Genomic DNA, 18,419 nt, shown 5'->3' on the forward strand with positions numbered 1-18,419 from the left:
AGGTGCCCACCACCGACGAAATCGTCGAGATGCCGGTCAAGGCCAAGCGGCCCGGGTTCGTCTACTTCCTCGGTTACGGCATCATGGCGCCCATCGCACGCCTGGTCTTCCGGCCGCGCATCACGGGTAAGGAGAACATCCCCCGCGAGGGCCGGGTGATCCTGGCCAGCAACCACCTGTCGTTCATCGACAGCATCGTCATCCCGCTCACCGCACCGCGGCGCGTGCAGTTCTTGGCCAAGTCAACCTACTTCACCGGCACCGGCTTCAAGGGTTGGGTCTCGCGCCAGTTCTTCACCTCGATCGGTGCGGTCGGCGTGGAACGTGGCGCCGGCCAGGCCGCCCAGGACGCGCTCGACGCCGGCAAGGACATCCTCGACTCCGACAGCGCCTTCGCCATCTACCCCGAGGGCACCCGGTCGCTGGACGGTCGTCTCTACCGCGGCCGCACCGGGGTGGGCTGGCTGGCGCTCACCACGGGGGCCGTCGTGGTGCCGGTGGGCCTGATCGGCACGCAGGAGATCATGCCGGTGGGTTCGAAGATGCCGCGCATCCGCCGCATCAGCGTGAAGTTCGGCGAGCCGATCGACGTGAGCGGGCACGGCACCGCCGACTCGGGACGCGCCCGTCGCAAGGCCACCGACGAGATCATGGCCGCGATCCACGAGCTGACCGGGCAGGAACTGGCACACAGCTACAACGAATCACCGCCGACGACCGTGGTGCAGCGCGTCAAGCGCGCCATCTGGTGGCGCGAACTGCGCTAGCCGCACCGGGCGTCCCCATGGTGTGACGCACGATTATTAGGACGAAGTGCGCAAAAAGGCAGATAGCCGGCACGATTCCGGATGCGTCTTCGATACGTTGAGGGCATGTCTGAACCGGTTTCCCTCATCCGCTCCGCTGACCTATCCGATGTTGCAGAGTACGCCTATGCCGCCACGGCTCCCGCAGAGGCGCGCCTGATCTTCTTGGCCGGCGCCTGCCCGTTGAACCTTGATGGCAGCACGGTCGGAGTGGGAGATTATGCAGCGCAGGCCGGCAAAGCGGTGGAGAATCTGGTCATCGCGCTGAAGGCGGCCGGAGCCGAGCTCGATAACGTCGTGAGCACCCGGGTTCTGGTGGCATCGTCCAACCAGAACGACCTCGTCGCAGCGTGGGAGGTCGTCCGTGCGGCATTCGGCCAGCACGACGCACCGAGCACGCTCGTGGGAGTGACCGTGCTCGGGTACACGGATCAGCTCGTCGAGATCGAAGCCGTCGCGGCCGTGATCGACTGATGGATGTGGACGCAGCGCTCCGCCCGAGGGCTGTTCTGGTCGGATGCGGCCGTGCAGGCAGCGGCCTGATGATCACGGCGGTTCTCGTTTACTTCTACGCCGTCCGCATTGCCGTCGGCGACGGCAACCCGTTCGACTACTTCGGGTACTTCACCAATCAGACGAGTCTGCTCGCCAGCCTCATCCTGATCGCTACCGGGGTGCTGATGATTCTCGGCCGAAGCGTTCCTCCGACCCTCACCCTCGTGCGAGGAATCACTACGGCGTACTTGCTTGTGGTCGCCGTGATTTACAACCTTCTCGTCCCGGGAACGGGGTCGGCACCGCCGTGGGTGAGCGCCCTCCTCCACGTCGTCTTCCCGCTCCTCGTCGCGCTCGACTGGCTACTCATCGGCGACCGCCCGCGCTTACCCTGGCGACGACTGTGGCTGCTGCTCCCCTACCCGATCCTGTGGCTGACCACGGTCCTGATCCGCGGCGTGACCGACGGGTGGGTTCCCTACGGCTTCCTCCTGCCCGAACGCGGCATCGCCTCCCTCACCGTCCACATCGTCGGACTGCTCGCAGCGATCATCGCCGCCGGCGCGCTCGTCTGGACTGCCAGCAGATTACGCGGCATCCACATCCGAACCGCGGAACTCTCCCCCAGCCGCACCTAGACCGGCAGCGACGGTTCGGGTGCGGTCGGCGGCGTGGCGCGGCAACACTCGGGCGAAAGGTCGAAGACTGAACGGAGCGCCCCGGAGTATTCCACTGAACGTGGATTGCTGACCGGGCCGCAACCAGGGGGAATCATCCGCAATCAATATCGCACCAGACTCACGGCCGCGTTGGTGACGGCGGCTCTTTCGGCCGTCGGACTCACGGCCTGTTCGACAGAGGGTAACGAAGCGAAGAAGTGGCTCGATAAGAGCCAGATCATCGAGAGCACGGACATCTCCATGCGGGGCTGCGGAGCGACGTGCAATCCCATGGTGGTGGGAACCATCGGGGACTCGGTTACCGAGGGCCAGATCCGTCGTCTCACTGAGGCGGCGACGGACTACCTGGGCACGGCCCAGGGCGACGGGGTGGAGATGCGCCTGCAGTACGGCATCGTGAGCTTCACCATCGCGCCCACCCAGGCCGAGACCGCCAGGATGCTGGACCTGGCGCTCACCGCGGCCACAGACGACAGGGTGTCATTTGTCACCGTTGATCCGGAGTATTCCTACGTCTACGGACCGAAGTCCGAGCTGTCGACGCTCTACCGCGACTACAGCGGGCCGGACAACCCCCCGGTGACTGTCACCGCTTCTGGCAGTGAAAGTCAGTTCAACATCGGCGACGGCCCAGAACGGTGCGACGCTCCCGACGCGCTGGTCGCCAAGTTTGATCAGCTTCTGCTGGACCCCACAGCCATCGGCATTTACCTGGAACTGTGCACGATGTTCACGGTGACGGTTGCCGACGACACCGCCCGGGACGCGATCGTTGCAGAGATCCAGCCGCTCGCCTCCGATCCCAGCTATTCCTCCGTTGAATTCAGCGTTCAGACGGAGGGCGAAGCACCCGTCTCCGTGACCGCCGACACTCCCCCGCTGGATCCGCTCGTCGACCTGTCGTCTGCCACTCCCGGAGTCGCCTCGTAGCGGTGACCGAAACGGTCATCGCCACGACCGATGCAGCAGTCCAGCCAGCGCGGTTCGGGGCGCCGACCCAGCCGACCTCCGTAAGCTGGGGGGCATGTCTTCTTCCTTCTCGGTCAGCCAGGAGCGCAAGCTCGTCACCGCCCTCCCGGGCCCACGGTCAATCGCGCTGCAGGAACGACGCGTTCGCGCCGTGTCTGCCGGTGCCGGCACCCTTGCCAACATCTACATGGACCACGGCGCGGGAGCGATCCTGGTGGACGTGGACGGCAACCAGATCATCGACCTGGGTTGCGGCATCGGTGTGACCACCATCGGCCACGCGAACCCGGAGGTCGCCGCAGCCGCCGCCGCACAGGCCGGCAAACTCACCCACACCCTCTTCACCGTCACCCCGTACGAGAACTACGTGCGCGTCGCCGAGAAGCTCGCCGAGATCACCCCCGGTGACTTCGAGAAGCACTCGATCCTGGTCAACACCGGAGCCGAAGCCGTGGAGAACGCGGTGAAGATCGCCCGCAAATACACCGGCCGCCGCGCCATCGTGAGCCTGGACCACGCGTTCCACGGCCGCACCAACCTCACCATGGCGATGACCTACCGTCCATGGCCGGAGCGCGTGGGCATGGGCCCGTTCCCCGGTGAGATTTACAGCGTGCCCACCAGCTACCCCTACCAGGACGGCCTGTCCGGCGAAGAAGCGGCCGAGAAGACCATCGACTACATCCAGACCCACATCGGTGCGTCGGAAATCGCGGCGTTCTTCGTCGAGCCGATCCAGGGCGACGGCGGCATCGTCATCCCCGCTCCCGGCTACTTCAAGCGTCTGAGCGAGTTCTGCACCGAGAACGGCATCGTCTTCGTCTCCGACGAGATCCAGGCCGGCATCGCCCGCACCGGCGCCTGGTACGCCATCGAGCACCACGGCGTCGTCCCCGACCTGGTCACCACGGCCAAGGGCATCGCCGGCGGATTCCCGCTCGCCGCCGTCACCGGCCGCGCCGAGATCATGGATGCCGTGCAACCCGGCGGCATCGGCGGAACCTTCGGCGGTAACCCGGTTTCGACCGCGGCGGCCCTGGCGGTGTTCGACATCATCGAGCGCGACAACTTGCTCGACGAGGCCAAGCGCGTGGAAAAGGCCCTCTGGGCCCGCATCGGCGACTGGGCAGACAAATTCGACATCGTCGGCGATGTACGCGGCAAGGGCGCCATGTTCGGCGTTGAGCTTGTGCACCCCGGCACCAAGAAGCCGTTCCCCGAGGCTCTCGCGTTCGTGCTCAAGCACGCCACCACCAATGGCGTCATCGTGCTGGATGCCGGCAGCTGGGACTCCGTGCTGCGGATCATGCCGTCGGTGGTCATCTCCGAAGCCCTCATCGACGACGCCGCCTCGGTGCTCGAAGAGGCCCTCACCCTGTTCGCGGCCACCCAGAAATAAGCGCCGCACCTCGCGAAAGCGGTCCAGTGGTCACCTCCGCTTTGCGGAGGCAGCCACAGGGCCGCTTTCGCGGTTTAGGCGGGCGGGCTTAGAGCAGCGAGGCCGGCTCGGCGATGATGATGATTGGTTCGTGACCGACGGGAAAATTGACCGACGCCGCGATGAAGCAGGCCTTGGACGCCTCGGAGTGCAGGGACTGAGCCAGCTCCGCCTGGTCCGGGTCGGCGATGGTGACCCGGGGACGCAGGGTTGCGGCGGTGAAGTGGCCACCGCCATCCGCCGTCTGCGCCATGGTGCCGATGGCGTCGTCGGAATAGCCGACCACGACCACCCCGTGTCTGGCGGCCACGTGCAGGTACGAGAGCAGGTGGCACTGGCTGAGCGCTCCCAGCAGCAGCTCCTCGGGGTTCCACCGGTCGGCATCGCCGTGGAAGGTGCGGTCGGCCGAGCCGGCGATCGGTTCCTTGCCCGACGAGGTGAGAACGTGGTCGCGGCCGTACGCCCGATAGCTGCTGGTGCCTGTGCCGCGGTTGCCCGTCCAGTGGATCTGCACGGCATAGTGATGTACACCGATCATGGCGTCTCCTTCGGGTTTCACGCTTACTGGTAATTCTCGCAGGGAATGGCCCGGCTGCTCGCTGGTGCGGGCGGTAAACTGGCGCGATCATGACTGACACGCTGACTGATTCCGCTGCCGCATCCACCCCCTCGTCCCCGGTCTACACGGTGACCCAGGAACGCAAGATCGTGACGGCCATCCCCGGCCCGCGATCCACGGAGATGCACCAGCGACGCCTCGCCGCGGTCTCCACCGGCGTCAGCTCCGCTCTGCCGGTCTACATCAAGAAGGCCAGCGGCGCGATCATCGTCGACCTCGACGACAACCAGTTCATCGATCTGGGCGCCGGCATCGGCGTGACCACGGTCGGCCACTCGGAAACCAGCGTCGTCGCCGCCGCGACCGGCCAGCTGAACGACTTCGTGCACACCCTGTTCACCATCACGCCGTACGAAGAGTATGTGCGCGTCGCCGAGCTGCTCGCCGCGCACACCCCCGGCAGCTTCGCCAAGAAGACCGTGCTGATCAACTCGGGCGCCGAAGCCGTGGAAAACGGCGTGAAGATCGCCCGCAAGTACACCGGCCGCCGCGCCGTGGCCGTGCTCGACCACGCGTACCACGGCCGCACCGTGCTCACCATGGCGATGAACTACAAGGCCGCCCCGTACGCCACCGGCTACGGCCCGCTGGCCGGCGACGTCTACCACGCCCCCAGTTCGTACCCGTATCACGACGGCCTCAGCGGCGCCGAAGCCGCCGCCCGCACCATCGCGTACCTGGAGAAGGTCATCGGCGCCAGCGACCTGGCCTGCCTGGTCGTGGAACCCATCCAGGGTGAGGGTGGCTTCATGGTTCCCGCCGAGGGTTACCTGCCGCTGCTGCAGGAATGGTGCACCGCGAACGGCGTCGTGATGATCGCCGACGAGATCCAGAGCGGCATGGCTCGCACCGGCGCCTACTTCGCCAGTGAGCACTTCGGCTGGGAGCCCGACCTGGTGCTGATCGCCAAGGGCATCGCCGGCGGCATGCCCCTGGCCGCCGTGACCGGCCGCGCCGAGATCCTCGACGCGTCGCAGCCCGGCGGGCTCGGCGGCACCTTCGGCGGCAACCCCGTCGCCTGCGCCGCCGCGATCGCGGTATTCGAGGCGATCGAGAACAACAACCTCCTCGCCGAGGGCCAGCGCATCGAGAAGACCCTCCGCGCCGGCCTGACCGCCTTGGCCGACAAGCACGACATCATCGGCGACATCCGCGGCCGTGGCGCCATGATCGCCATCGAGCTCGTGCAGCCCGGCACCCAGACCACGACCAAGGCGCCCAACGCCGCCGCGGTCACCGCGATCGCCGCCTACGCGGCGCAGCACGGCGTGCTGCTGCTCACGGCCGGCACCTACGGCAACGTGCTGCGATTCCTGCCCAGCCTGGCCGTGACGGATGCCCTGCTGACCGACGCCCTGTCGGTCATCGACGACGCGATGGCGACGCTGTAATCGTGACCACGTCGACCTCTCCTGCCGCCTTCGGTGCCGCAGCGCCCTCCACCTCAGGCACCATCGAAGTCATCGACGCCGTCGAACTCGCCGTCGTGGAACGCTCCGGCTTCATCGAGTCCCGCCACGCGGGCGCCGCCGTCGTGCTCGGCAGTGACGGCGCCGTTCTGCGCGCCCTCGGCGACGTGAACGCCCCGGTGTTCCCGCGCTCGTCGATGAAGCCGTTCCAGGCCATCGCGGTGATGGCCAGCGGCGTGGTGCTGCGCGGTGAGGATGCCGCGATCGCCACGTCCAGCCACTCCGGCACCCAGAAGCACACCGACCTCGTGCGGGGCCTGTTGGCCCGCGCCGGGCTCTCGGAAGCCGACCTCGGCTGCACGCCCACCTGGCCGGGCGACTCGGGTACCCGCGACTCCCTGGTGCGCCAGGGCGCCGGCCCCGCCCCGATCTACTCGGACTGCTCGGGCAAGCACGCGGCGATGCTCGTTGCCTGTGTGCAGAATCACTGGCCGGTCACCGGGTACCTGGACACCGAACATCCCCTGCAGAAGCGCATTCTCGACGTCGTCGAGCGGTTCACCGGCGAGCGTCCGGCCGCGACAGGCGTCGACGGCTGCGGCGCCCCGGTGCACGCACTGTCATTGACGGCCCTGGCCCGCGGCATCGCCCGTATCGCCACGTCGAAGTCCAGCTCACCGTTCGCCATCTACCGCGAGGCCGGGTTCCTGGCCGAGGCGGTACGGGAAAACGGCTGGGTGATCGCCGGACCCGGATTGCCGGACTCGATCGCGATCGAGCGCCTGGGTCTGTTCGTCAAGGGCGGGGCAGAGGGCATCATGGTGGCCTCGGCCGAGAACGGCACCACGGTGGCGTTGAAGATCCTCGACGGCAACCTGCGCGCGGCCACCGTCGTCGCGCTGAGCCTGTTGGCGGATGCCGGCGCGGTGCCTCGAGCCGACATCGATGCGATCATCCCCGAACTGAAGGTCGCCGTGCACGGTGGTGGCCAGCCGATCGGCCAGATCCGCGCCAGCTACGTCTAGGGACGCTCAGTCTCGTCGGCTTCCTGCGCCATCGCCAGCGACGACGCCCCCGGCACCCACTGCACGTCACCGTGCTCGGCGTTCGCACCCCTGGCCAGCACGAACATCAGGGTCGATAGCCGGTTCAGATAGCGCGCGCACAGCGGGTTGACCGTCGTGGGGTGCGCTTCCACGGCGGCCCAAACCGTGCGTTCGGCGCGGCGCACGACGGCCCGCGCCTGATAGAGCAGCGACGCGGCGACGGTGCCGCCGGGAAGCACGAAGCCGCTGAGATCGGTGGCCTGCTGCTCGAAATGGTCGACGGCGCGTTCGAGGCGGGTGAGGTGCGATTCGCTGATTCGTGCGCTCACGGCACGTGGGTCGTCCAGCGGTACGGCGAGGTCGGCGACCAGATCGAACAGGTCGTTCTGCACGCTGGCGAGGGTGGACGTCACCTCGATCGGGAGGTTACCCACGGCCATCACCACGCTCACGGCAGCGTTGGCCTCATCGCAGTCTTCGTAGGCGGCGACGCGCACGTCGGTCTTGGCGACGTCGCCGTGCCGCCCGAAGGTGGTGCGCCCCGAATCCCCCCTCCCGGTGTACAGCGCCGGTCCGGCAGTTTCGAGATCGTCGAGATCAGCCATAGCGGCAACTATAGTAATGTCCCCCGCATCCGCGTAGCGTTGAGGGACGTCGCGAGCAGGTTTTTTGCGCTTCTCACACCTGTTCGCACCGAGCATCGATCGACGAGTGTTCGATCAGCGAGGACGGACATGTCCAAGGACCCTTCAGACGACAGCATCGAGGCCGCGCTCGGCGACGCGGTCAGCGAACCCGCCCGCACCGGCTGGGCCACCGTCGACAAAACCGTCTTCGGCGTCTCCGCAGGCATCATCGTGGTGGTCTGCCTGCTCGGGGTGCTGTTCACCCAGACCGTGGGCGACGCCGCCGCATCCGCTCTGGGCTGGGTCACCGGCAACCTGGGCTGGCTGTTCATTCTCGGGGCGTCGGGCTTCGTCATCTTCGCGCTGGTGCTGGCCTTCGGCCGGTACGGCAGCATCCCGCTCTCACGGGAAGGGCAGGGCACCGAGTTCTCGACGCTCTCCTGGGTGTCGATGATGTTCAGCGCCGGCATGGGAATCGGCCTGATGTTCTACGGCGTCTTTGAACCGGTCACCCATTTGGCGTCGCCGCCGCCCTTCGTCGACGCGGCACCGAACAGCCCGGATGCCGCCAACGCGGCCATGGCGTACACATTTTTCCACTGGGGACTGCACCCCTGGGCCATTTACTCGGTGGTGGGCCTGGCCCTGGCGTACTCGACCTACCGGATGGGCCGCGGCAACCTGATGAGCGCCCCGTTCCAGGCCATTTTCGGCAAGGACCGGATCGAGACCAAGGGCTGGGGCAAGCCGATCGACATCCTGGCGATCATCTGCACCAAGTTCGGGTCGGCGACCTCGCTCGGACTCGGCGCCCTGCAGATCGCCGCTGGGATCTCGTTGCTGAGCACCGGCACGTTCTCCGACGACCCGGGCACCGCCCTGCCGATCATCATCATCTGCGTGCTGACCGTGGGTGTGGTGTTCTCCGCCGCGAGCGGCCTCGCGAAGGGGATCAAATGGCTCAGCAACACGAACATGGTGCTCTCCGCCGTGCTCGTGCTGTTCGTCTTCGTGGTCGGACCGACCGTGTTCATCCTGAATCCGCTGCCGTCGGCCATCGGTGCATACCTGGCCGACCTTGTTCCCATGAGCTTCCACTCGGCGGTGTTCGGCGGCAGCGACTGGCTGGCCAGTTGGACGATCTTCTACTGGGCCTGGTGGATCTCCTGGACCCCGTTCGTGGGCACGTTCATCGCCAGGATCTCCCGCGGCCGCACCATTCGCGAGTTCGTTCTCGGGGTGCTCCTGGTGCCGACGGCGGTCAGTATCCTCTGGTTCGTGGTCTTCGGCGGGGCCGGGCTGCACTTGCAACTGAACGGTGTCGACATCGCCGGCACCGGCAGCGAGGCGGCGGGGTTCTTCGCGGCACTGCAGCAATACCCGTTCTTCATCGGCTCGGCCCTGGTGGTGATGGTGCTCACCGCGGTGTTCTTCGTCAGCGGGGCGGATGCCGGTGCCCTCGTGCTCGGGACGCTCTCGAGTCGCGGCCGCAAGGAGCCCTGGAAGCCCCTGGTTATCTTCTGGGCGGTGCTCACCGGCGCCGTCGCCGCGGTGCTGTTGTTCGTGGGCGGGCTGGGCGCTCTGCAGACCTTCACGATCCTGGCGGCGAGCCCGTTCGTGGTGATCATCGTGGGCCTGTGCGTATCGCTGTATGTCGACCTGCGCCGCGACCCGTTGCGCCAGCGCACCCTCGGGCCGGTGCGCACCTCGTCGGAGGTGCTCGGTTCGGTGCCGTTCACTCGGCCGGCCACCGACGGCGACGGCCCGCCACCGGATGCCTCGCCGCCGCCACCCGGCGACAGGTCCGGCTAACCGAGGCGGGCTTGTCGCTTGGCCCGGGCTGCGGCGGACACCTGCGCGGTCACGACAATCACCAGCGCCAGGATGAACACCGCAGACGCGATCACGTTGGCCTCCGCCGGGATGCCCCGCGACGCCGAAATGTAGATGTACTTCGGGAAGGTGGTCACGGCCCCGGAGTTGAAATTGGTGATGATGAAGTCGTCGAAGCTCAGCGCGAACGACAGCAGCGCGGCGGCGAGGATTCCCGGCAGCAGCAGCGGGAAGGTGATCCGGGCGAACACCTGGCCTGGCGAGCCGTACAGGTCCCGGCCGGCCTCCTCGAGCGCCGGGTCCAGGCCGGCGACGCGGGCCTTCACCGTCACGACCACGAAGCTGATGCAGAACATCGTGTGCGCCAGGATGATCGTGAGCATGTCCTTGGGCACGCCGAGCGAGAGAAACTGCGCGGCCAGCCCGGCACCGAGCACCACCTCGGGGGTCGCCATCGGCAGGAACAGCAACAGGCTGGTACTGGAGCGAAACCTGAATCTGTAGCGCACCAGGGCGATCGCAATCATGGTGCCGAGGGTCGTGGCGATCAGCGTGGCTGCCAGACCGATGATCAGGCTGTTGCCGAAGGCCTGGCACACGGCGCCGTTCTGCACCGCGCAGACGTTCAGCCATTTGTCGAGGGTGAAGCCGCGCCAGGTGATGTTGGACTTCAGCGAGTCGTTAAACGAAAAGATGAAGGTGTACACGATCGGCACCATCAGGAAGATCAGCGCGAGCGCCGTGTACAGCGGCAGCAGCCACTTGCCGAGCGAGAGACGACTCACAAGAGCTCCTCGGTTCCGCTTCTCTTCACGTAGACGCCCACGATCACGAGGATCACGGTCATCAGGATGATCGACAGCGATGCCGCCGCGGGATAGTTCAGCAGCACCAGGAAGTTGGCCTCGATCACGTTGCCGATCATCTGGGTGTCCGCCCCGCCGAGGAAGTCGCGACTGGCATTGATGTAGTCGCCGGCTGCGGGGATGAAGGTGAGCAGGGTACCCGCCACGATGCCGGGCATCGACAGCGGGATGGTGACGGTGCGGAAGGTGTGGAACCCGCTGGCGTACAGGTCGTTGCCGGCCTCGAGGTAGCGCAGGTCCAGCCGCTCCAGGGTGGTGTAGAGCGGCAGGGTCATGAACGGGATGAAGTTGTAGGTCAGGCCGAAGATCACCGAGAACGCGGTGCCGGTGAGATGGGCGTCCGGGGCCAGCAGCGAGACGGCCTTCAGCGAGGTGACGAGGAACGATTCGTCGGAGAGCAGCTGCTTCCAGGCCAGCGTGCGCAGCAGGAAGCTGATGAAGAACGGTGCGATCACGAGCACCAGCATCAGGCTCTGCAGCAGCGGCCAGCGCCGGGCCGTGACGCCGATGAAGTACGCCAGCGGGTAGCTGAACAGCAGCGCCAGGACCGTGGCGATGAGCGCATAGCCGAACGAGCGCAGGATGTGCGGCCAGTACTGGCCGATCACCTCGACGTAGTTCTCCCAGCGGAACGCGTAACTGTACATGCCGATGTCACCGAACTCGCTCGGCGCCTGCAGCGAGGTGAGGATCAGCGCCACCAGCGGAGCCAGGAAGAACAACACCAGATAGAGGATGCCCGGCAGCAGCAGGAGCAGCGCCACCGGACTGCGGCGGCGCGGCGGCGCATCCGTTGGCGGGGCGGCCGTGCTGGCGAACGCGGCGAAGGCCATCTAGGCCTCCTCGAGCTCCGTGACGAGAGCGGCGCGACGCTGTGCGGCGATGCTCTTGGTGCTGGTGTCGGCGACGAACCTGGGGTCCGGTGCGACGGGGTCGTCGTCGAGGCCGAAGCCGTGCTCGACGTTCCAGGTCACCCATACCTCGTCCCCTTCGCCCTCGACCGGCCCGAAGGAACGGTTCTGTTCGAAGACGATCAGGACACCGACGCCGGGCACGCTCACGAGGTATTGGGTGCTCACACCGGTGAAGGACACATCCGTCACCCGGCCCGGGCCCATCACATTGTGGCCGGAGTCGTGGACCGGTTTGTCCCGGTGCAGGGTGAGTTTCTCCGGGCGCACCCCGATGGTGACGTCGCCGGCGTGGCGGTGCGAGCGGGTCTTGGGCACCACGATGCTGCGACCGGCGATGTCCACGGCGATGGACGTGCTGGTCTCCCCCACCACGGGCCCGGTGAAGAGGTTGGACTGGCCGAGGAAGTTCGCCACGAACGCGGTCCGGGGTAGCTCGTAGAGCTGCTCCGGCGCGCCCAGCTGCTCGATCCGGCCCTTGTTCATGACCGCGATGGTGTCGGCCATGGTCATGGCCTCCTCCTGGTCGTGGGTGACATGCAGGAACGTGAGACCGACCTCCTCCTGGATGGTCTTGAGCTCAAGTTGCATCTGCCGGCGCAGCTTGAGGTCCAGCGCACCGAGCGGCTCGTCGAGCAACAACAGCGCGGGCCGATTCACGATCGCCCGGGCCAGCGCCACCCGCTGTTGCTGGCCGCCGGAGAGTTGCACGGGCTTGCGCGCGGCCAGGTGGTCCAGTTCGACCAGCCGGAGCGCCTCATGCGCCTTGCCGAGGGCATCCGTGATCTGGCGCCGTCGCAGCCCGAAGGCCACGTTTTCGAGCACCGTCATGTGCGGGAAGAGCGCGTAACTCTGGAAGACGGTGTTCACCGGCCGCTGGTAGGCCTTTTGGGCGGTGACGTCAGTTCCGCCGATCAGGATGCGGCCGCCGGTGGGGTCTTCCAGTCCGGCCACCAGGCGCAGGGTGGTGGTCTTGCCGCAGCCCGACGGGCCGAGCAGGGCGAAGAACGAGCCGGCGGGAATGACGAGGTCCAGGTGTTCGATGGCGGTGAAGCCGGGGAAGCGTTTCTGGATGCCGACCAGCTCGAGGTCGGCACCCCGGTCGGCGAACGCGCCGCTTGGCACGGTTCAGGCTCCCAGCAGGATGCTCTGGAACTGCGCGCCGTAGGTTTGTTCCTCGGCGCCGGTGAGGGTGCGGAACACCTTGGCCTTGGCGAGGGTGGCGTCATCGGGGAAGATCAGCGGGTTCTCGGCGAGCTCGGGGTCGATCTCCATGGCCGCCTCCCTGGCGCCGGCGACGGGGGTGATGTAGTTCACGTACGCGGCGACCTCGGCGGCGACGGCCGGGTCGTAGTAGTAGTTGATCAGGGCTTCGGCGTTGGCCTTGTGCGCTGAACCGATCGGCACCACGAAGTTGTCGTTCCAGATGGTGCCGCCCTTCTCCGGTACCACGAAGCCCCACTTGTCGCCGTTCTCGGCATTGAGTTGCACGATGTCGCCCGACCAGACGATGGCCGCGAGGCTGTCGCCGTTGACGAGATCTTCTTTGTAGGAGTTGCCCTTGATGTTGCGCACCTGGCCGTCACTGACCTGCTTCTTGAGCACGTCGATCGCGGCGGTGAACTCGTCGTCGCCCCAGTCGCCGGCGATGTCGACGCCCGCATCGAGCATGATCAGGCCCATGGTGTCGCGCATCTCGGAAAGCACGCCGACACGGCCCTTGAGCTCGGGAGTGTTCCACAACTCCTCGACCGAGCCGATGCCGCCGGGGAGCTTCTCCTTGTTCCAGCAGATGCCCGCGAAGCCGCCCTGCCACGGCACCGACAGCGCCCGGCCGGGGTCGAAGTCCACGTCCTTGAGGGTGGGCAGCAGGTTGGTCAGGTTGGGGATGTTCGCGTGGTCGAGTTCCTGCAGGTAGCCGAACCTGGCGAGCCGGCCGACCATCCAGTCGGTCAGGCAGACGGTGTCGGCGCCGATGTCCTTGCCGAGGGCGAGTTGGTCTTTGACCTTGCCGTAGTAGGTGTTGTTGTCGTCCACGGCCTCGGTGTAGTTCACCGTGATGCCGGTCTCGGCGGTGAAGGCAGCCAGGGTCGGGTAGTCCCCGGCGTCGTCCACATCGATGTACAGCGCCCAGTTGTCCCAGCGCAGCGTCTTCTCGCTCTCGGACGCGTCGGCCGCCGCTGTCGGTTGCGCCGCACTGCCGGTCGAACACGCGGCGAGCGCCAGTGCCGCCGCTCCTGCCCCCGCGCCGGTGAGGAGCGTGCGCCGGCCCAGCTGGGCCTGCCTGGCCTGGCGGACGAGCTGCTGGATCATCGGGTCTGCGGGCATCGGCCTGGGCGACATGGACGGTCTCCTTGCATTCTTCAGCGGCGTCGAAAGGCGTCGGGAACGCCCCGGCCCGCTGCGTGACGAGTGGACCGATAGTGGCACAGTCGACACCGAACGCGCCATAAAATGATCAAAACGTTAACATTCCTGCAATTTTCAACCGATTTCGTCGCTGTCGCTCGGTCGTTGCGTTCGGGATCGACGATCCAGCCACAGTAGGCTGCTCCCAGGCTGGCCCCCACCAGACTGTCCCCACCAGGCTCAGGAGCGTCATGCGAGTTGCAGTCCCCCGCGAGATCAAAAACAACGAGTTCAGGGTCGCGATCACCCCTGCCGGCGTCCACGACCTGGTGCTCCACGGGCACGAGGTGCTCGTCGAGACCGGTGCGGGCGTCGGCTCATCGATCACGGACGCGCAGTACCGCTCCGCCGGAGCCACGATCATGCCTGACGCCGCATCCACCTGGGCCGGGGCCGAGTTACTGCTCAAGGTGAAGGAGCCCGTGCCCAGCGAGTACGGCTACTTCAGGCCCGATCTCGTGCTCTTCACCTACCTGCACCTGGCCGCGGAGGCCGGCCTCACCCAGGCGCTCCTGACGGCCGGGGTCACCGGCATCGCCTACGAGACCGTGCAGCTGCCCAGCCGGGCACTGCCCCTGTTGGCGCCCATGAGCGAGGTCGCCGGCCGGCTGGCTCCGATCGTCGGCGCGAACGCCATGCTCAAGCCCAACGGCGGGCCCGGCCTGCTCGTGCCGGGTGTGCCGGGCACTCACCCGGCCAGGGTCACGATTCTCGGCGGCGGGGTCGCCGGAACCGCCGCCATGCAGGTGGCAATCGGCCTGGGCGCCGAGGTCACGGTTTTGGACACCAACCTCTTCCGTCTCCGCGAACTGGATGCCCTGTACTACGGGCGGGTGAAGACCATCGCGTCGAACGCGTTCGAGATCGACACGGCGCTCGTGCAGTCCGACCTGGTGATCGGGTCCGTGCTGATCCCGGGCGCCAAGGCGCCCAAACTGGTCAGCAACGAGCTGGTGTCGCGGATGAAGCCGGGCAGCGTTCTCGTGGACATCGCCGTCGACCAGGGCGGCTGCTTCACCGACACCCACGCCACCACACACACCGAGCCCACCTTCACCGTGCACGGGTCGCTGTTCTACTGCGTGGCCAACATGCCGGGGGCGGTGCCGAGCACGTCAACCTACGCCCTCACCAACGCCACCCTGCCCTACGTGCGGGCGATCGCGAACCTCGGCTGGCTCGAGGCTCTTCGCTTCGACGCCGCGCTGGCGCTGGGATTGAACACCCACGCCGGTGTTCTGACGAACGCGCCGGTCGCCGCCGCCAACACGTTGCCGTTCCGGCCCCTCGCCGAGGTGCTCGCGTAGGCGGCTGCCTGCCCCGACCTACGGCACCGTGACCCTGTGCACGGTGCCGTCAGGGCGCAGCAGCCAGCCCCGCGAACCGGCCGGAGCCAGCGGCGGCGGCAGGTCGCGCCGGCGGGTCAGCAGGCGGAAGTCGGCCAGGCTGGCGCCGTCGAAGACCAGCGGAGCCACGCCGCGCAACCCGGTCAGCAGCGACCAGTGCGCCTGCCAGGTGTCTGCGTCGCCCACCAGCACGGTGCCGGCGGCGACGTCGGAGACCACCAGGCGATCCTCCCGGGGTCCGACCGACGGGTGCGCGCCGAGCAGAACGACGTGCGGGAAGGCCGGCGAAGCGGCAGCCCGGATGGCTGCGGCGGTTCGTGCGGCGGACCCCGCGACAACGAGCAGCACACGGGTGGACGCGCTGGTGTCGTCCAGCGCGGACGGGACGACGGCCGGCTCGTAACCGTGCCCGGCGGGCTCGGCGAGCATCAGCTGGATGCGCGCACCCCGCCAGCGCCCGCCCCCTGGCGGCACGGTTTCGTCGTAGCTCGCTGCCGGTTCTCCCACAGCCTGGTGCTCGTACACGCTGGGCAGCCGCAGCACCAGGCGGCTCTGGCACAGGGCGGGCAGGGCCTGCAGCGTCCCGGTGAGCCGTTGCCCGGTGACCACGAGGTGCAGCCCACCCTGGCCGCCGTCACGAAGGAGTCCGGTGAGAAGGTCGACGGCTGCCGCACGGTGTTCTTCGCCCCACCGGGCGAGCACGGCGTCGATGTCATCGAAGAGCAGCAGCCGGCTTTCCGGCCCGGCGTCGTGTCGCCGGCCACCCGCCGGTGCAAGGCCGGCCGGGCCGTCCAGTGCGGCCCTCGCCCGCACCAGGGCGTCCCAAGTGCCCTCGACATCGGCCGGGATGAGGTCGATCCGATGCGGGGCCTGGGCGGCGATCGCGGCCAGCAGTGTCGACTTACCCGTTCCCGCACCTCCCACCACCAGCAGGTGCCCGTCGGCCCGTGGGTCGTACCCGGCCACGGCGTAGCGCTGCTGCTCCGGCTCATCGATCAGTCCCAGCACGAACGGCGGCGGCGGACCCTCGGCGGCGAGCGCGGCGACCTGGGCCGGCGTGACCAGCCGAGGGAGCGGGTCCAGCCAGGGCCGCCGCGGCGGGTCTGCGGAAGCAGGTGCGCCGTTCAGGACCGCCTGGATGTCGGCGTGGGTCGTCGTGGCCACCTGGCAGGTTTGCGCGGGCGCCGACCCGCTGCGCACCACGCATCGGCCAGGCCGGCCGGCGTCGATCCGGGCGGCGGCATCCGACCCGATCACGGCCAGGCTGTCGGCGGCGTTGTTCACCCGTAGCGAGAGCCGCAGACTGCAATTGGCCAGCAGGGCGTCACGCGCCACGCCGACGGGTCGCTGCGTGCACAGCACCAGGTGCACGCCCAACGACCGGCCCCGGGCGGCGATGTCCACGAACTGGGCGTGCAGCGTGGGAAAGGCGTCCAGCATGGTGGCGAATTCGTCGATCACGATGATCAGGCGCGACAGACGCCCGGCGCTGCGCGGGTCGGTGATGTCACGGCCGCCGGCGTCACGGAGCACCCGTTCCCGGTGCCGCAGCTCAGCGGCGAGGCTGCCCAGGGCCCTGAGCGCCTTGCGGTCGTCGAGATCGGTGATCAGCCCCACGCAGTGCGGCAGCTCCCGCACGAAGTCGAATGCCGCCCCGCCCTTGAAGTCGACGAGCAGGAAGGTGACCTGGCTCGGCGGATACCGGGCGGCCAGCGCTGCCACCCAGGTCACCAGGAGTTCGCTCTTGCCGCTGCCCGTCGTGCCGCCCACGAGGGCGTGCGGCCCATCGGCCACGAGGTCCACACTCAGGGGTCCCCGCTCCCCCACCCCGATGACGCAGGCGAGGCCGGCCGGCGTATCGAGGGGGTGGTCGGCTCCCCCATCGGGGTCAGTGGCCCACTGAGAACATAACGGTGCGAAGGCGACGGTCTCCGGCAGCGCGTCCCCCGAGTCGACCACGCCGGCCGCCTCGGCCGCACGGCGGAGCATCGCACCGAATCCAGCGGTCTGCTGTTCAGCCACCAGGTGCGGCACGAAGTGCAGCGCGGCCGGACTCCCTCCCAGCCGCACGAGTTCAGCTTCGCTCGCCCCGTCCACCCGCACGATGGTCGCGCACCCTGGCGGGAGAGCGGCGCCGGTTTCGGCGAGCGCGATCCGGAAATCGGTGTCGGATCCCCCGGACGGACCGGACTGACCGGGCCGGGCCGGGCCGGCTGGCGTGCCCCCGGTGATCGTGAGCCACCGGGCCGGGGACACCGCCGACCGGTGCGGGAGGCCGGCCGCCCAGGCCCAGTCGTCGCCGGCCGGAATCCGGATGCCCAGGGCGCGGGGGCTGAGCTGGCCGACCAGTTGCACCACCAGGCTGCGGGCCAGCGACCTGACGACCAGGCCGGGTCCGACCAGCCCGATGCTGCCGGCCGGGTCCACGATGATGGGGGCGCCGGTCAGGATCGCCGCCCTGGCCCGCAACTCGCGCTGCTCGGCGTTGGCGCCGCCCTCCAGGCGCAGGCCACTGGGGACCGGTCCGGCCCCGAGCACCAGAGCGGCCGTCGCCGGATCGGCCCAGCGGGTCGGGTCGTGGGCGTCGCCGAGCATCCGGTGCGCCGCGGGTGCGGCACGCCAGGCATCGCGCCGCAGCCGGGCGAGGCTCTGGTCGACGGTATCCTCCGCCTCGGCCATCCGGGTCGCGTAGCCGGCGGCGTCCCTGCGGCGTTGCCGAGATCCGGACCGGCGCCCGTCGACGAGCCCCGCGACGGCGATGATGGGGCTGAGGACCGCGAAGACGAGCACCAGCGCCGATCCGGTGATCGCCCAGATCAGTCCGGCGGCAATCAGGGGTGCCACGCAGGCGATGAGCGGAAAGCCGGGGCGTCCGGGTGGCACGGGCGGGGTCGGCAGCCGGATCGGGTCGATGGTAGGCGGCTCGGGGGCGACGGTCATGTCTCCAGCACACCCGAACGGCCGGC

The 18,419-nt window shown here is 68.2% G+C and carries 16 protein-coding genes; 9 read left to right on the plus strand and 7 right to left on the minus strand.

Features of this window, described 5'->3' with window-relative positions:
* The first annotated feature begins 29 nt into the window (after positions 1-29).
* The 5 genes from C3B61_RS03880 to C3B61_RS03900 all read left to right on the plus strand — a co-directional run bounded on the left by C3B61_RS03880 (position 30) and on the right by C3B61_RS03900 (position 4,349).
* The gene (locus tag C3B61_RS03880) at positions 30-767 is read left to right on the plus strand and encodes a lysophospholipid acyltransferase family protein (RefSeq protein WP_088457900.1); all 738 of its coding nucleotides are present in this window, start codon (positions 30-32) and stop codon (positions 765-767) included.
* Between the two features lie 105 nt (positions 768-872).
* Positions 873-1,280: a RidA family protein gene (locus tag C3B61_RS03885; RefSeq protein ID WP_103459606.1), complete on the plus strand. Its 408-nt coding sequence runs from the start codon at positions 873-875 to the stop codon at positions 1,278-1,280.
* Positions 1,280-1,939 carry a Pr6Pr family membrane protein gene (locus C3B61_RS03890; RefSeq protein ID WP_165791121.1) on the plus strand — a complete coding sequence of 220 codons (660 nt, stop codon included), beginning with the start codon at positions 1,280-1,282 and terminating at the stop codon, positions 1,937-1,939. Before C3B61_RS03885 ends, C3B61_RS03890 begins: the two co-directional genes overlap by 1 nt.
* Before the next feature lie 312 nt (positions 1,940-2,251).
* On the plus strand, positions 2,252-2,911 hold the full coding sequence (locus C3B61_RS03895) for a hypothetical protein (protein WP_103459607.1): 660 nt from the start codon (positions 2,252-2,254) through the stop codon (positions 2,909-2,911).
* A 94-nt stretch (positions 2,912-3,005) separates the two neighbouring features.
* Positions 3,006-4,349, plus strand: a complete 1,344-nt coding sequence (locus C3B61_RS03900; RefSeq protein ID WP_088455483.1) for an aminotransferase class III-fold pyridoxal phosphate-dependent enzyme — start codon at positions 3,006-3,008, stop codon at positions 4,347-4,349.
* A gap of 88 nt (positions 4,350-4,437) precedes the next feature.
* Here the strand turns inward: C3B61_RS03900 and C3B61_RS03905 are convergent, their stop codons facing one another.
* A complete protein-coding gene (locus C3B61_RS03905; protein ID WP_103459609.1) occupies positions 4,438-4,926 on the minus strand; it encodes an OsmC family protein in 489 nt (162 codons plus the stop codon).
* 89 nt (positions 4,927-5,015) lie between these two features.
* Between C3B61_RS03905 and gabT the strand changes: the two genes are divergently transcribed.
* Complete coding sequence (gene gabT / locus C3B61_RS03910; RefSeq protein ID WP_088455481.1) at positions 5,016-6,398, plus strand: 4-aminobutyrate--2-oxoglutarate transaminase; 1,383 nt, start codon at positions 5,016-5,018, stop codon at positions 6,396-6,398.
* A gap of 2 nt (positions 6,399-6,400) precedes the next feature.
* A complete protein-coding gene (locus C3B61_RS03915; RefSeq protein ID WP_103459610.1) occupies positions 6,401-7,441 on the plus strand; it encodes an asparaginase in 1,041 nt (346 codons plus the stop codon).
* Here C3B61_RS03915 and C3B61_RS03920 read toward each other — a convergent pair.
* Positions 7,438-8,067, minus strand: a complete 630-nt coding sequence (locus C3B61_RS03920) for a cob(I)yrinic acid a,c-diamide adenosyltransferase (RefSeq protein ID WP_103459611.1) — start codon at positions 8,065-8,067, stop codon at positions 7,438-7,440. The genes C3B61_RS03915 and C3B61_RS03920 overlap by 4 nt on opposite strands.
* 129 nt (positions 8,068-8,196) lie before the next feature.
* On the opposite strand from C3B61_RS03920, the gene C3B61_RS03925 reads away from it, so the two are divergent.
* Entirely contained in the window at positions 8,197-9,900 is a 1,704-nt protein-coding gene (locus tag C3B61_RS03925; protein WP_103459612.1) for a BCCT family transporter, read from the plus strand.
* On the opposite strand, the gene C3B61_RS03930 is transcribed toward C3B61_RS03925, so the two are convergent.
* The 4 genes from C3B61_RS03930 to C3B61_RS03945 are packed head-to-tail and all read right to left on the minus strand — an operon-like array spanning position 9,897 to position 14,041.
* The gene (locus C3B61_RS03930; protein WP_240632393.1) at positions 9,897-10,706 is read right to left on the minus strand and encodes an ABC transporter permease; all 810 of its coding nucleotides are present in this window, start codon (positions 10,704-10,706) and stop codon (positions 9,897-9,899) included. The two genes, C3B61_RS03925 and C3B61_RS03930, sit on opposite strands and share 4 nt — an antisense overlap.
* Positions 10,703-11,620 (minus strand): ABC transporter permease, encoded by a 918-nt coding sequence (locus tag C3B61_RS03935; RefSeq protein WP_103459613.1) that lies wholly within the window; start codon positions 11,618-11,620, stop codon positions 10,703-10,705. Before C3B61_RS03935 ends, C3B61_RS03930 begins: the two co-directional genes overlap by 4 nt.
* Positions 11,621-12,823, minus strand: coding sequence for an ABC transporter ATP-binding protein (locus C3B61_RS03940; protein ID WP_088455476.1), 1,203 nt, complete (start codon positions 12,821-12,823; stop codon positions 11,621-11,623).
* 3 nt (positions 12,824-12,826) lie between these two features.
* The gene (locus C3B61_RS03945) at positions 12,827-14,041 is read right to left on the minus strand and encodes a polyamine ABC transporter substrate-binding protein (RefSeq protein WP_103459614.1); all 1,215 of its coding nucleotides are present in this window, start codon (positions 14,039-14,041) and stop codon (positions 12,827-12,829) included.
* Between the two features lie 257 nt (positions 14,042-14,298).
* On the opposite strand from C3B61_RS03945, the gene ald reads away from it, so the two are divergent.
* Complete coding sequence (ald, locus tag C3B61_RS03950; RefSeq protein WP_103459615.1) at positions 14,299-15,414, plus strand: alanine dehydrogenase; 1,116 nt, start codon at positions 14,299-14,301, stop codon at positions 15,412-15,414.
* An 18-nt stretch (positions 15,415-15,432) separates the two neighbouring features.
* On the opposite strand, the gene C3B61_RS03955 is transcribed toward ald, so the two are convergent.
* On the minus strand, positions 15,433-18,393 hold the full coding sequence (locus C3B61_RS03955) for an FtsK/SpoIIIE domain-containing protein (RefSeq protein WP_103459616.1): 2,961 nt from the start codon (positions 18,391-18,393) through the stop codon (positions 15,433-15,435).
* Between the last annotated feature and the right edge of the window lie 26 nt (positions 18,394-18,419).

The organism is Cryobacterium zongtaii, from assembly GCF_002909375.1.
Lineage (GTDB): Bacteria > Actinomycetota > Actinomycetes > Actinomycetales > Microbacteriaceae > Cryobacterium > Cryobacterium zongtaii.